This is a genomic window from Streptomonospora litoralis (assembly GCF_004323735.1).
GTDB classification, from domain to species: Bacteria; Actinomycetota; Actinomycetes; order Streptosporangiales; family Streptosporangiaceae; genus Streptomonospora; species Streptomonospora litoralis.
In genome coordinates this window covers 2,175,065-2,189,024 of sequence record NZ_CP036455.1, presented here as the reverse complement: position 1 = coordinate 2,189,024, position 13,960 = coordinate 2,175,065, and the positions used below count along the sequence as shown (strand labels likewise).

At 73.8% G+C, this 13,960-nt stretch carries 13 protein-coding genes; 4 read left to right on the top strand and 9 right to left on the bottom strand.

Annotated elements, in window-relative coordinates:
* Positions 1–29: 29 nt before the first annotated feature.
* The 3 genes from EKD16_RS09480 to map form a co-directional block, all read right to left on the bottom strand.
* Entirely contained in the window at positions 30–1,433 is a 1,404-nt protein-coding gene (locus tag EKD16_RS09480; protein WP_131098050.1) for a M20/M25/M40 family metallo-hydrolase, read from the bottom strand.
* A 77-nt stretch (positions 1,434–1,510) separates the two neighbouring features.
* On the bottom strand, positions 1,511–2,344 hold the full coding sequence (locus tag EKD16_RS09475; RefSeq protein WP_131098049.1) for a M55 family metallopeptidase: 834 nt from the start codon (positions 2,342–2,344) through the stop codon (positions 1,511–1,513).
* Between the two features lie 78 nt (positions 2,345–2,422).
* Positions 2,423–3,274, bottom strand: a complete 852-nt coding sequence (gene map / locus EKD16_RS09470) for a type I methionyl aminopeptidase (RefSeq protein WP_131098048.1) — start codon at positions 3,272–3,274, stop codon at positions 2,423–2,425.
* A gap of 113 nt (positions 3,275–3,387) precedes the next feature.
* On the opposite strand from map, the gene EKD16_RS09465 reads away from it, so the two are divergent.
* On the top strand, positions 3,388–3,585 hold the full coding sequence (locus tag EKD16_RS09465) for a hypothetical protein (protein WP_131098047.1): 198 nt from the start codon (positions 3,388–3,390) through the stop codon (positions 3,583–3,585).
* A 78-nt stretch (positions 3,586–3,663) separates the two neighbouring features.
* Here the strand turns inward: EKD16_RS09465 and EKD16_RS09460 are convergent, their stop codons facing one another.
* Positions 3,664–4,260, bottom strand: a complete 597-nt coding sequence (locus EKD16_RS09460) for a hypothetical protein (RefSeq protein ID WP_242677314.1) — start codon at positions 4,258–4,260, stop codon at positions 3,664–3,666.
* Between the two features lie 159 nt (positions 4,261–4,419).
* On the opposite strand from EKD16_RS09460, the gene EKD16_RS09455 reads away from it, so the two are divergent.
* Complete coding sequence (locus EKD16_RS09455) at positions 4,420–5,712, top strand: cytochrome P450 (protein ID WP_131098045.1); 1,293 nt, start codon at positions 4,420–4,422, stop codon at positions 5,710–5,712.
* Between the two features lie 74 nt (positions 5,713–5,786).
* Here EKD16_RS09455 and EKD16_RS09450 read toward each other — a convergent pair whose 3' ends face one another.
* Genes EKD16_RS09450 through EKD16_RS09430 form a run of 5 tightly spaced genes read right to left on the bottom strand, consistent with a single transcriptional unit; the run spans position 5,787 to position 11,920 of the window.
* Positions 5,787–6,848: an ABC transporter ATP-binding protein gene (locus EKD16_RS09450; protein WP_131098044.1), complete on the bottom strand. Its 1,062-nt coding sequence runs from the start codon at positions 6,846–6,848 to the stop codon at positions 5,787–5,789.
* Positions 6,845–8,068, bottom strand: coding sequence for an ABC transporter ATP-binding protein (locus EKD16_RS09445; protein ID WP_131098043.1), 1,224 nt, complete (start codon positions 8,066–8,068; stop codon positions 6,845–6,847). Before EKD16_RS09445 ends, EKD16_RS09450 begins: the two co-directional genes overlap by 4 nt.
* Positions 8,065–8,955 (bottom strand): ABC transporter permease, encoded by an 891-nt coding sequence (locus EKD16_RS09440; RefSeq protein ID WP_131098042.1) that lies wholly within the window; start codon positions 8,953–8,955, stop codon positions 8,065–8,067. The genes EKD16_RS09445 and EKD16_RS09440 overlap by 4 nt, the downstream gene beginning before the upstream one ends.
* Positions 8,952–10,052: an ABC transporter permease gene (locus EKD16_RS09435; protein WP_242677313.1), complete on the bottom strand. Its 1,101-nt coding sequence runs from the start codon at positions 10,050–10,052 to the stop codon at positions 8,952–8,954. The genes EKD16_RS09440 and EKD16_RS09435 overlap by 4 nt, the downstream gene beginning before the upstream one ends.
* 2 nt (positions 10,053–10,054) lie before the next feature.
* On the bottom strand, positions 10,055–11,920 hold the full coding sequence (locus EKD16_RS09430) for an ABC transporter substrate-binding protein (RefSeq protein WP_131098041.1): 1,866 nt from the start codon (positions 11,918–11,920) through the stop codon (positions 10,055–10,057).
* Positions 11,921–12,274: 354 nt separating this feature from the next.
* Here EKD16_RS09430 and EKD16_RS09425 point away from each other — a divergent pair, with 354 nt between their 5' ends.
* Both EKD16_RS09425 and EKD16_RS09420 read left to right on the top strand, forming a co-directional pair.
* Positions 12,275–12,988, top strand: a complete 714-nt coding sequence (locus tag EKD16_RS09425) for a metal-dependent hydrolase (RefSeq protein ID WP_131098040.1) — start codon at positions 12,275–12,277, stop codon at positions 12,986–12,988.
* Positions 12,989–13,122: 134 nt separating this feature from the next.
* Positions 13,123–13,785, top strand: coding sequence for an O-methyltransferase (locus EKD16_RS09420; protein ID WP_131098039.1), 663 nt, complete (start codon positions 13,123–13,125; stop codon positions 13,783–13,785).
* Positions 13,786–13,960: the final 175 nt, after the last annotated feature.

The following is a 13,960-nucleotide window of genomic DNA, read 5'->3' as shown; positions in this document are numbered from 1 at the left end:
CCGTGTGGTCCGGGTGGTCCGCAGGCGCGTCATCCGGTGCCGCGCAGGAATCGGTCCAGCACGCGCACGCCGAAGTGCAGCGCCTCGACCGGAACGCGCTCGTCGTCACCGTGGAACAGCGCCGCGTGGTCCAGGTCGGGCGGGAGGCGCAGCGGAGAGAACCCGTAGCCGGTGATACCCAGCTCGGCGAACTGCTTGGCGTCGGTTCCGCCGCTCAGGCACACCGGAACCACGTGAGCGCCGGAGTCGAAGGCGAGCAGCGCCTCGCGCATGGCCTCGAAGACGGGCGCGTCCACCGGCGACTGCAGCGGGCGGGAGCGGTGCTGGAACTCCCACCGCACCCCCGCGCCGGTGAGCTCGTCCAGTGTGGCGGCGAACTCCTCCTCGGCGCCGGGCGGCACCCGGCCGTCGACCGCGGCGCCAGCCTCGGCGGGGACCACGTTCACCTTGTACCCGGCCTGCAGCATGGTCGGGGCGCTGCTGCAGCGCACGGTGGGCCGCACCAGCTCGGCGGCGCCGCCGAACCGGTCGACGAGGGCGTCGGTGTCGCGTTCGGGGTCGAAGCCGGGGTCACCTGTGGCGGCTTCGACGCCCAGCGCGGCGGCGAGGCCGTCGAGGGCGGCGCGGGTCACCGGTGTCAGCCGCACCGGCCAGCGGTGCTCGCCGATACGGGCGACGGCGGCGGCCAGCGCGCTGACGGCGTTGTCGCGGTTGGTCTTGGAGCCGTGCCCGGCGGTCCCCGCTGCGCTCAGCCGCAGCCAAGCGGTGCCGCGCTCGCCCGCGCCGACCGGGTAGAGGCGCACCGGCGTGCCGTCGGCGGCCGCGGTGTGCACGGTGTGGCCGCCGGACTCGCCGATCGCCTCGGTGCAGCCCTCGAACAGCCCGGCGTGCTCGCGGGCGAGCCATTCGGCGCCGTAGGCGGCGCTGTCCTCCTCGTCGGCGGTGAAGGCGAGCACGAGATCGCGGCGCGGCCGCAGTCCGGTGCGCGCCCAGTGGCGCACCAGAGCCAGCACCATGGCGACGGTGCCCTTCATGTCGACGGCGCCGCGGCCCCACACCACGCCGTCGCGGACCTCGCCGCTGAACGGCGGCAGGCTCCACCGGGCCGCATCCGCCGGCACCACGTCGAGGTGGCCGTGCACCAGCAGCGCCGGCGCGGCGGGGTCGGCGCCTGCGACGCGGGCGACGACGTTGGCCCGGCCCGGTGCCGATTCCAGCAGGCGCGGCGCGAGCCCCGCATCGGACAGGCGTTCGGCGACGTACTCGGCGGCGGGCCGTTCGTCGCCGTCGCCGCCGCCGCGGTTGGTGGTGTCGATGCGGACCAGCTCGGAGGTGAAGCGGACAGCCTCCGCGTCGAGCCGACCGAGCCCCTCCCCCTCCGCGGCGCCGGATGCGGCCTGTGGTGCGGTCTGGGCGTGCTGAGCCTCGTGCATGCCTTCCCGTCCGTGCCCGCCGGCCACCGGGGCGGCCGGTATGCGTGCGTGCGTCGCCCGAGCCCGCGCCGGCCGGCTCAGCCGTAGTCGGCCTCCACGGCGTTGGCGATGAGCGTGGTGACGGCCTTGAAGCTGCGGATCATCTCAAAGGCGCTTGGCGAGGTGTAGCGGACACGCCGATGGCCGACCAGCTCGACGCCGGGCACGAGCGCGGCCGCTCCGGCGAGGTGGGCGGCGTCGGTCTCGACCTCGACGGTGAGCGGCCCGCGGCGCCCGGGCTCGGCCGCCCCCGCGTCGGCGGCCGCCGCCTCGGCCGCGGCGGCGATGTCGGTCGCGGTGGCACCGGGCGGGCGGCACCGGGCGGCGTAGCGCGAGACGTAGCGCTTGACGGCGACGGTGCGGGCGTCGGGCGCGTAGGCGGCGGCGTCGGCGCAGGCCCGGTCGTCGCCGGTGACCAGCACGACGGGGACGCCGTACTCGGCGGCGACGCAGGCGTTCAGCCCGCCCTCGTCGGCGGGCTCGCCCTCCAGCCACACGCCGGTGATGGAATTGGGCAGGTAGGTGTGGGCGAGCACGCCCTCGGCGCCGGCGCCGCTGTGGTAGCCGAGGAAGGCGACGCCGTCCACCCCGCCGTGCTGGATCCCCTCGACCATGGAGAGGTCCTTGTGGCGGCCCGTGATCATGGCGGCGCGTTCGTCCAGCCGCTCCAGCAGCAGGTTGCGCATGGTCGCGTGCGCCTCGTTGACCAGCACCTCGGTGGCGCCGCCGGCGAAGAGGCCCGAGACGGCGGCGTTGACGTCGGAGGTGAACATCGCGCGGCAGCGCTGCCACTGCTCGGTGCCGGGGGTGACGTCGGCGGGCCAGGTGACGCCGGTGGCGCCCTCCATGTCGGCCGAAACCAGGATGCGCACCGCTCGCTCCCCTCGCCCGGCGCGGCCGAATGTCTCGCGCTCGCGCCCGGGGGCGCCCTCGGTATGCCCGGTATGCCGCTAGGGCCGGGTGAGGATCTCGGCTCCCTCGTCGGTGATGAGCAGGGTGTGCTCGAACTGCGCGGTGCGCTTGCGGTCGGCGGTCACCGCGGTCCAGCCGTCGTCCCACACCTCGTAGTCGATGGTGCCCAGCGTGATCATCGGCTCGACGGTGAAGGTCATGCCGGGCTCCATGACGGTGGTGGCGCGGGGGTCGTCGTAGTGCGGCACCACCAGGCCGGAGTGGAACTCGGGGCCGACGCCGTGCCCGGTGAAGTCGCGGACGACGCCGTAGCCGAAGCGCTTGGCGTAGGACTCGATCACCCGGCCGACGACGTTGAGCTGACGGCCGGGCCGGCACGCCTTGACGGCGCGCGCGGTGGCCTCGCGGGTGCGCTCGACGAGCAGGCGCGACTCCTCGTCCACGTCGCCGGCGAGGAACGTGGCGTTGGTGTCGCCGTGCACGCCGCCGATGTAGGCGGTGATGTCGATGTTGACGATGTCGCCTTCGGAGATGACCGTGTCGTCGGGGATGCCGTGGCAGATGACCTCGTTGAGCGAGGAGCACAGCGACTTGGGGTAGCCCTTGTAGCCGAGCGTGCTGGGGTAGGCGCCGTGATCGCAGAGGAACTCGTGGCCGACGCGGTCGAGTTCGTCGGTGGTGACGCCCGGCGCCACGTGCTCGCCCACCTCGCGCAGCGCCTGGGCGGCGATCCGCCCGGCCAGCCGCATGGCCTCGATGGTCTCGGGCGTCTGCACATCGCCGAGCACGCCCTCGACCGGGCGCTTCTTGCCGACGTACTCCGGACGCGCGACGGCGGAGGGGACCGAACGGGGCGGCGAGATGCGCCCGGGAACCAGCGGAGTAGTCATGCTGCGGATTCTAGTTCGTAGGTGAGGCGCACCGATCCGCGTCGGGACACCGACACGCGGGTAAGAGCCGGGAAGCAGGCAAACAAAGCCGGACGAATCAGCAGGAGCCGACCATGACCGACCGGGACCGCACCACCCCGGAGGAAGACCGGCAGTGGTGGTATTGCCTCAGACACAGCAAGCCTGAGCAGGGGCCCGGGTGCCCGAACAAGTACCGGCTCGGCCCCTACCCCGACGAGGCCACCGCCGCGGCGGCCTTGGACATCGCCGCCGACCGCAACGAGGCGTGGGACGAACAGGACAGCGACTGAGCCCGCGCGGCGCCCGGCCGCCGCGGGCGGCGCGGGCGCCGAGCGGGCGGCGGCGTGCTGCGGCCGCCGCGGGGTGGGTCAGTCCGGCATGCGCGGACCGCTGACGACGTCGAGGAACCGCGAGAGGCGTTCGCGCAGCCCCGGTTTGCGGCCCCCTCCGGCGTCCTCGTGTCCGGCGGCGCTGCTGACGAGGTGCTGCAGCCCTTCGAAGGTCAGCGGCTCGCGGCCGGGGCGCAGGCTGATGGACTCGTGGGCCAGCGAGGTGAGCTCGCCGTCGCCGTGGTCCAGCGACAGCACGGTCGCGCCGGTACGGCGGGCGTCGTCGACGCGCTCCAGCAGCGGAACCGGTGCCTGCTCCTCGGAGTTCACCACGAACAGGGTCTCGCCGCGCCGCGCCTGGGCGATCCGGTCCAGGCCGATGCGCAGGTGGTCGGGGGCGTCGGGGGGCGGCTCCCAGCGCACCAGGCTGGGTGCGAGCTGGGACAGTCCGCTGTAGCGGGCCTCGTCGTCCAGATGCGCGGCCAGATGCCACGGCTCGTCCTCGGGCGTGCCGATGAGCATCAACCCGCCGGGGTCGCGGGTGCGGCGGAGCGCGTGGGCGAAGTCCTCGGTGCGCTCCAGCCACGGTGTCGAGGCCAGGAGTTCGCGCAGCAGCGCTACGTGTTGGGCGTCCACGTTCCCATGGTGCCTCATCACGCTCCGCGGCGCTGCGGTTCCGAAGAGCCCGCCCGACACCCGGCCGCCCCCACCCGCGGACGAGGCGCTCGGCGCACCAGTTTCCCCCCTGCGAGCCGGGGTAGCTGCGCGGCGGCGGAGTGCGGCGAAGGGAGAAGCATGGCCCGCAGATCCGAGGGCGCCGTCTGGGACCGGACGGCAGCCCTGTTGCGCGACCCGTACCGGTTCATCCTGCGCGGGTGTCGGCGCCGCGGCGCCGACGCCTTCGCCACGCGGCTGCTGCTGGAGCCCGCCGTGTGCGTCACCGGACCGCACGCCGCCGCGGTGTTCCAGGACCACGGGCGCTTCACCCGGCACCGCGCCGTTCCCCGGCGCATCAATCGAACCCTGTTCGGCCGCGGCGGGGTGCAGGGCCTCGACGGCGCCGAACACGGTCACCGCAAGAGCGTCTTCCTCGCGCTGATGTCACCCGAGCGGGTCGCCGAGCTGACGGCCCTGGTCGAGCGGGAGTTCGACTGCGCGGCCGAGGGCTGGCGAGGGCGCCGGAAGGTGGTGCTCTACGACGAGTTCCGCGCCGTACTGACCCGCGCGGTCTGCACCTGGGCCGGAGTACCGCTGGTAACCGCGGACGCGGACCGGCGCACCGCCCAGCTCACCGCCCTCTACGACTACGCGGCGCGCGTGGGCCCCCGGCATTGGCGGTCCCGCCTGGCCCGCCGCGCGGCCGAGGACTGGGCCGCCGACGTCGTCGGCCGGATCCGCGCGGGCCGTATCGAACCTCCCGAGGACACCGCCGCCCATGCCCTGGCCTGGCACCGCGAACCGGACGGGGGCCTGCTGGACGAGCACACCGCCGCCGTGGAGCTGCTCAACGTCGTGCGGCCGGTGGTGGCGGTGTCGGTCTACCTCGCTTTCGCCGCCCACGCCCTGCACCGCCATCCCCGCTGGAGGTGCGAGCTCGCCGCCGAGGCGGCCGCCGGCGGAACGGACGAGGCGGCGGCGGACGGCGCCGTCCCGGCGGCGGAACTGTTCGCCCAGGAAGTGCGCCGCCACTACCCCTTCTTCCCGTTCGTCGCCGCCCGCGCCCGCCACGACATGGTGCTGCACGGCCTGCGCATCGCCCGCGGCCGCCGCGTGCTGCTCGACCTCTACGGAATCAACCACGACCCGCTCCTGTGGGAGGCGCCCGACGACTTCCGCCCGGAGCGTTTCCGCGGATGGCGCTGGAACCTCTACGACTTCGTGCCCCAGGGTGCGGGCGATCCCGCCACGAGCCACCGCTGCCCCGGCGAGCCGATCACGGTATCGCTGATCAAGGCGGTCTCGCGCCGCCTGTCCCGGCTCGACTACGAGGTGCCCGAACAGGACTTCACCGTCGACATGGGCCGCGTGCCCGCGCTGCCCCGCAGCAGGTGCGTCATCCGGGTACCGGAGGCGTCCACGGCCGCGTGATCGCGCTTCCGCGGTCGTGGCGGGCGCCGACCACGGCCACAGGGACGCCATCGCCGCGCACGGGGCCCGCCGCCCTACCCCGCCCGCTGCTCCTTCCCCGCCTTCCCGGCGCGACCGGCCTTGTGGGCATGCGCCCAGTGGCAGGCGACCCGGGCCGGGCCGAAGGCGCCGAGTTCGCCCGGATCCTCGGTGCGGCACCGCTCGGCGACGCCGGCCGCCTCCGCGCGCCCCGAGGCCAGCACCGGGCAGCGGACGTGGAAGCGGCAGCCGCCGGGGATGCGGGTGGGGTCGGGCGGCTCGCCCGCGAGGATCTGCTGCTCGCGGGCTCCCGACTCGGGCAGGACCGAGAGCAGCGCCCGGGTGTAGGGGTGGCGCGGCTGTGACAGCACCTCTTCGACCGTGCCGGTCTCCACGACGCGGCCCAGGTACATCACGGCGGCGCGGTCGGCGATGTTCCAGGCCAGCCCCAGGTCGTGGGTGACGACCAGCGCCGCCAGGCCGTAGTCGTCGCGCAGGCGCAGCAGCAGCTGCAGGATCTCGCCGCGCACCGAGGCGTCCAGCGAGGCCACCGGCTCGTCGGCGACCACGACCTCCGGGTGCAGGATCAGCGCCCCGGCGATGGCCACACGCTGGCGCTGGCCGCCGGAGAGCTCGTGCGGGTAGCGCAGCAGGAACCGCTCGGGCGGGCGCAGCCCTGCGCGGGAGAGCGCCTCCGCGACGTGCTCCTGCTCGTCGGCGGTGCTGCCGCGGTGGATGCGCCGCCCCTCGGCGACCGCGTCGTAGACCGTGTGCCGGGGGTTCAGCGCGCCGCTGGGGTCCTGCAGCACCAGTTGCACGCGCTCGCGGAACGCCTTCAGCTCCCGCGGCCGGTACACCAGGCCGCGGCCGTGGAAGGCCACCTTTCCGGCGGAGGGCCGCACCAGACCCAGCAGGGCGCGCGCGAGGGTGGACTTGCCGCAACCGGACTCCCCTACGAGCGCGACGATCTCGCCGGGGCGGATCTGCAGGTCGACTCCGTCGACAGCGCGCGCCGTGCCGCGCACGGCCCGGCCGGTGAAGGCGACTTCCAGGCCCGTGGCGCTGAGCACCGGCGCGGTGGTGTCGGGGCCGCGGGGGGCGGGCGGGCGCGCGCTCATCGCGTCTCCTCGGGTTGCGGCGCCGAGTCGGGGGCCGGCGCCCGGTCGTCCTCGCCGCCCCTGTCGAGACGGCTCGTGTCCGCTGCGCCCTCCTCCCGGGGCCGCGCGGGCGGCACGCCCGCGGCGCGCGCACCCTCGTCCGAGAGCACCCGCACGCACGCGGCGCTGCGCCGCCCTCCGGCGGGCCACAGCACGGGGTCGACCTCCGCGCAGCGCTGCTGGGCCTCGGGGCAGCGGGGCCCGAAGGAGCAGCCGCGGGGCAGGGCTGCCGGATCGGGCGGGTCGCCCGGCAGCCCGCGCGGGGCGCGCCGCGACGCGGGATCGCCCACCCGGGGGAACGCCGCGCTCAGCGCCGCGCTGTAGGGGTGGCGGGCGCCGGCGAAGACCTCCTCGGCCGGCCCCTCCTCGACGATGCGTCCGGCGTACATGACCGCGAGCCGGTCGCAGGTGTCGGCGAGCACCGACAGGTCGTGGCTGATCATCAGCATGCTGATGTCCAGCCCGGTGACCAGGTCGTCGATGAGCCGCAGGATCTGCGCCTGGATCATCACGTCCAGCGCGGTGGTGGGCTCGTCGGCGATGATCAGCCGCGGCTCGCACGCGAGCGCCATGGCGATCACGGCCCGCTGGCGCTGCCCGCCGGAGAGTTCGTGGGGATAGGACCGCGACCGCCAGGCGGGCAGCCCCACCTGCTCCAGCAGTTCGGCGACCCGCTCGCGCGCCCGGGCGGGCTTCGCGCCGCCGTGCAGCAGTACGGGCTCGGCGATCTGGGCGCCGACGCGGTGGACGGGATTGAGCGAGTGCATGGCCCCTTGGAAGACGATGGAGGCGCCCGCCCAGCGCACCGCGCGCAGCCGGCCCCACCGCATGGCCAACACGTCCTCGCCGTCCAGCAGCACCCGTCCGCCGGTGCGCGCGGTGCGCGGCAGCAGCCGCAGCAGTGCCAGCGCCACCGTGGACTTGCCGCAGCCCGACTCCCCCGCCACGCCGAGTTTGCTGCCCGGCTGCAGGCCGAAGGAGACGCCGCGCACGGCGGGCACGTCGCCGCCGGCGGTGCGGTAGGTGACGGACAGGTCGGCGACCTGGAGGTACTCGCCGGGCCCCGGGCCGCCGCCGCCCGCACCGGCCGCTTCGCCGACGGGGCCGCGCGCGTTCCGGTCCGCGTCCGGCGCCGCCTGCTCGCCCGTGTCCCGCTCGTCGCGCTCGTCCGGTTCGTTCATCGCCGCTCCCGCAGCCGGGGGTCGAGTACGCCCTCCAGGGCGCGGCCGCACATGGTGAACGACAGCGCGACCACCGCGATCGCCACGCCCGGCGGCACCATGTACCACCAGATGCCCGAACTGATGGCCCCCGCGTTGCGCGCCTCCTGGATGATCCCGCCCCAGGAGATCGTGCCGGGGTCGCCGAGTCCGAGGAACGCCAGGGTGGCCTCCATCAGGATGGCCTCGGCGACCAGCAGTGTCGTCTGGGCCAGCACCACCGGCATGACGTTGGGCAGCACGTGCCGCACCATGACGTGGGCGTGGCCGCCGCCCAGTGCCCGCGCGCGCTCGATGAAGGGCCGCGCCTCCACCGCGAGGGTCTGGGCCCGAACAACGCGGGCGGTGGTGGGCCAGGCGGTGACACCGATGGCGATGATGATGGTCAGCGTGCTGCGGGTCATCACGGCGGCCAGCGCGACCGCCATCACCAGGGCGGGCAGCACCGCGAACCAGTCGGTGACGCGCATCAGCACGTTGCCGGCCCATCCGCCGTAGTGTCCGGCGACCACCCCGATGAGCGTGCCCAGCGCCACCGACACGAACGCCGCCAGGAACCCCACGGTCAGCGAGATCCGCGCTCCCCACACCACCAGGTCCAGCACGGAGCGGCCGAAGGCGTCGGTACCCAGCGGGTAGCCGGGCCCGGGAGGTCGGAACCGGCCGCCGTCGGCGCCGGTGAGCGTGAGCGCGGCGGGCTCGATGAACAGCGGGGCGGCGAGCGCGGCCGCCGCGATCAGCGCCAGCACGGCCAGCCCCGCCATGCCGCCGCGGTTGGCCGCGAAGGCGCGGGCGTAGCCCGCCATGGCACGGCGGCGGCGTGTCCAGACCAGCGCGGCGCGGCTCATGTGCGCACCCGCGGGTCCAGCAGCGGATAGACCAGGTCGGCGAGCAGGTTCATGAGGATGACCGAGCCTGCGAAGACGACGAACAGCGCCTGCACGATGGGCAGGTCGGGCACCCGCAGTCCGGAGTAGAACAGCGAGCCCAGCCCCGGCCAGGCGAACACCGTCTCGATCAGGATCACCCCCGAGACCACGCGGCCGAGGTTGAGGAAGATCAGCGTGACGGTGGGCAGCAGCGCGTTGGGCACGGCGTGGCGGCGCAGCACCAGCGCGTCGCGCAGCCCCTTCGCGCGGGCGGTGGTCAGGTAGTCGGCGCCCATCTCGTCCAGCAGCGACGAGCGCATGATCATCATGTACTGGGCGTAGACCACCGCCACCATGGTCGCCACCGGGAGCACCATGTGGTGGGCGGTGTCCAGCGCGGCGGCGAACGCGCCCTGCGCACCGGGGCTGGACATGCCGCTGGTGGGGAACAGCCCCGCGCCCGAGGCCAGCAGCACGATCAGCAGCAGGCCCAGCCAGAAGGAGGGCACGGACCACAGGGTCAGCGCGACCCCGGTGTCGACGCGGTCCATGAGCGAACCCCGCCGCCAGCCCGCCCGCGTGCCCAGCACCAGGCCCAGGACCGCGGCGATGACGGTTCCGGTGCCCGCCAGCAGCAGTGTCGGCCCGAGCCGCTCGACGATGAGGTCGGCGACCGGCACGCGGTACTGGTAGGACATGCCGAAGTCCAGGGTGAGCATGCCCAGGCAGTAGTCGAGGAACTGCTGCGGCAGCGGCTGGTCCAGGCCGAAGTCGCGGCGCATGGCCTCCAACTGCTCGACGGTGACCGACCGCCCCTGGGTGAGCGCGGCCACCGGGTCGCCGGGCAGCACCCGGAACAGGAAGAAGCTGGTGACCATGACGGCGAACAGCGACACCAGGGCGGTCAGCACGCGCCCGCCCAGGTAGCGCACGGCCGGGTGCAGGCCGGGCCGGGCGGCGCCGCCCGCGGTGCCCCCGGCCCGCCGGGGTCGGGCGCCACCCGCTCCCCCTTCCGCCGGCGGTCCGGGGCCGAGGCGGTGCGGCGCGCCGTCGCCGGTGTCCGAGGAGGTGTCCACGGCTACTCGCGGTCCTCGGCGGTGGCGGCGCGGCGGCGGAGGAGGTACACGCCCCCGCCGATCGCGACCAGCACGGCCGCGCCGGTCCCGGCCATCGCCCACGGAGACGCGCCTGCCGCCGCGCTCGCGCGGGAGTCCGCGGGCACCGCCGAACTCCACGACCAGTGGCCGTCCTGGCCCCAGATGTTGCCGCCGGGGTCGGGCTGGACCTGGATGGAGGCGATCTGGTCGGAGCGGTAGGCCTCCAGCGTGTCGGCGTAGGTCAGCACGTTGACGACGGCCTGCTCGTAGAGGATCCGCTGCATCTCGGCGACGGCTTCGGCGCGGGCGCCGCGGTCGTCGTAGGCGGCGAGCTGCTTCTCGTAGAGGCGGTCGTAGTCCCGGTCGCAGAAGTAGGAGTCGCTGCGCATGGTGCCGGGCTCCTCGGGCAGCGCGCCGCAGGTGTGGATGCCCAGCACGTAGTCGGGGTCGGGGTTGACGGTCCAGCCGGTGAAGATCAGGTCGTACTCGCCGCTGTAGAGGGCGTCGCTGAGCACACCGGGGTCGACGGTGCGGTTGACGACCTCGATGCCGATGTCGGCCAGGCGCTCCACCAGCAGCTTGCCCATGGCGACGTAGTCGGGGCGGTCGTTGTGCACGTGCATGCGCAGCTTGAGCCGGTCGCCCGCGGGCGAGACGCGCACACCGTCGTCGCCCCGCTCGTAGCCGGCCTCGTCGAGCATGCGGTTGGCGGCTTCGGGGTCGAAGGACAGGCGCCGGGAGTCGCCGGGCGTCCAGTGGTAGGTGTCGTAGCGGGCGGGGATGTAGCCGCCGGCGGCCTGGGCGTAGCCGCCGTAGACGGATTCGACGATCTCGTCCTTGTCGACGGCGCGCATGATGGCCCGCCGCAGCACCCGGTCTTCGAGCGCGGGGTGGCCGTCGCCGAACCCCTCGCCGTCTCGGGTGCGGGCGCCGGGGTTGACAGTGAACCCCTGGAACCGCTTGCCGTCGGCGGTGTTGACGGTGACGTTCTCGGTCTCCTTCAGCGCGTCGGCCTGCGCGGGGGTCAGGCCGCCGACGAAGGACACCTCTCCCGCCCGCAACGCCTCGACCTGGGCGTCCTGCTCGGGCATGTAGCGGAAGACCAGGCGGTCGAACTTCGGCGGCTCGCGCCAGTAGTCCTCGTTGGCCTTCAGCGTGATCGACTGATTGGGCTCGTGGCCGGTGATGACGAAGGGGCCGCTGCCGACGATCGGGAAATCGCCGTTGTCGAAGGTGGAGAAGTCCTCGACGTCCTTCCAGATGTGCTCGGGCACGATGGGGATGTCCAGCGCGAGCATGGTGGCCTGCGGCTCCTCCAGTTCGATCCGCAGGGTGGTGGCGTCGACGGCCTCCACGCTCTCGAAGTTGGCGACGAAGTTGCCGTTGGCGGTGGCGGCGCCCTCGTCCTCCATCATCGTCGTGTAGGTCCAGGCGGCGTCCTCGGCGGTCACGGGCTCGCCGTCGCTCCAGGTGGCGTCTTCGCGGATGGTGTAGGTCCACGTCAGCCCGCCTTCGGAGGTCTCCCAGGACTCGGCCAGACCGGGGATGGGCTCGTTGGTCTCGGGGTCGTAGTTGGTCAGGTAGTCGTAGGCGAGCCGGTGGATGCTGGTGCTGATGAGCCGCTGGGCGAGGAAGGGGCTGAGTGAGTCGACCGGTTGGGAGGCGGCGACGGTGAGTGTGGCGCCGCCGTTTTCGGAGTCGGCGGAGGCGGAGGAGGCGGCCGTCAGGCCGGGGGCGGCGGCGAGGGCGGCGGCGGTGAGCGCGGATGCGGTGCGCACAGCGGGGCGGTTCGTCAGCGTCTTCGGCGGCCGGGAGGGCGGGCGGAAGCGATCCTGCTGTCGGGCCATGTGCTGGTCAACCCCTCAGGTTGCGGTGCGGGGGACGACGGGGTGTACAGGGATCGTGACGCATGGCGTAGTTGGTTGTTTACCAGCATGCACAGAACAGCGTCAACGATTTACACCGCGTGCGTCCCGCGCGGTCCACGACGGGGCGGCAGGGATTCCGCCGCCAAGGGCGGAGCCCGCGTGCGACGTCGGTCTTCGAATCCGCGCCGGGCCGCGCGCCGAGTCGGAACCGGACGACCGGACAAGGGGGCGCGGGCAGCGCGTTTGCACCGGCCGCCGGGCGCGCGGTTCGGGCCGCTGCCGAAAACCGGAGCTGATTCGCTTGAAATACCGCCAACCGCTACGGTTCCGCCCATGATGGGGCACGCGCACGCGCTCAGCGGCATAGTCGGTTGGATGGCGGTAGTACCGCTCCTCGACGGACACGAATTCTTCGGACTGCGATTCGACCTCGGCCCCGGGGAGATCGTCGCCGGCTCGCTGGTGTGCGCGGGGGCCGCCCTCATCCCCGACCTGGACGCCAAGAGCTCCACCATCACCCAGACCTACGGGGTCGTCACCCGCGGGCTGAGCGCCGCCTTCAACTGGATTTTCGGCGGCCACCGCAACGGCACCCACTCCCTGCTGTTCGCGCTGCTGATGGGCGGGCTGACCCAGGCTCTGGCGCTGTGGTCGGAGCTGGCCGTGCAGATCTTCGTGTTCCTGCTCCTCGGCATCGCCTTCAACGGGCTGGGACTGGGCAACGACAAGAACCGCCTGGCCTCCGAGGTCATAAACGCGATGGGCACGGCCGCCGTCACGCTGGCCCTTTACGCCTCCGGGGTCAACTACGCCTGGATCGGCGTCGCGGTCGCGTTCGGCTGCCTGCTGCACTTCGCGGGCGACATGGCCACCGAGCTCGGCGTACCGCTGCTGTGGCCGGCCTCGAAGTACCGCTTCGGGCGGAACATCGGGTTCACCACCGACGGCAAGGTCGAGCGGAACATCGTCACACCGGGTCTGACGATCGCCATACTGCTGCTCTCCTTCTACCTGTTCCCGTGGCCGGAGCTGCTGCCGCAGGCGTGAGGCGTGCCCCAACCGCCCGGCGCCCGAGGACAGCGCGGGCCAGCGGGGGGCGGCGGGGGGCGGCGTCGCGGCCCGGCTCCGCACGCGCCCGCGCCGCCGGGACAGCCGGGCCCGCCGCGACTAGAGTGGCGCGCGTGACTCGGACTTCGGAATCCCTCACCCCGGAACTGCACGACTACCTGGTGGCCCACGGCGCCCCGGTCGACCCGGTGCTGGCCGACCTCGCCGAGGAGACCGCGCGGCTCTACCCCGACCTGACGACGATGCAGATCGGGCCGGAGCAGGGCACGTTCATGACCCTGCTCGCCCGCATCGCCGGCGCCCGCGACGTCGTGGAGGTCGGCACCTTCACCGGCTACTCCGCGATCTGCATGGCGCGCGGCATCCCCGACGACGGCACGCTGCTGGCCCTGGACATCAGCGAGGAGTGGACCTCCCTCGCGCGGCGCTACTGGGAGCGCGATGGGATCGCGCACAAGGTCGACCTGCGCATCGGCCCGGCACTGGAGTCGCTGCGCGCGCTTTCCCCCGAGACGCGCTTCGACCTGGCCTTCATCGACGCCGACAAGGAGGGCTACATCGGCTACTGGGACGAACTCGTGCCGCGCATGCGCCCGGGCGGCGTGCTGCTGGTGGACAACACCCTCTCCCACGGCCGCGTCATCGACCCGGCCGAGGACTCCGCGGCGGTGCAGGGCATCCGCGACTTCAACGACCACGCCCTGGCCGACGAGCGCACCGAGCTGGTGCTGCTGCCGGTGGGCGACGGTCTGACCATGGCGCGCAAGCGGGACTGAGGCGGCGCGGGGGCTCGGCGCGGCGGGGGGCGGCGCCGCCCGAGCCCGCCCCGGGCCGCGGCGGGGCCGCTTGCGCGCCACGGTCGTCCACCAGGGGGAGATCGGGGTGGCGCGGGGCGGTCCTTACCGGCTTGACTTGAGATAAGGGGTTCCCCCGGAGCCCCCGCACCGGCAT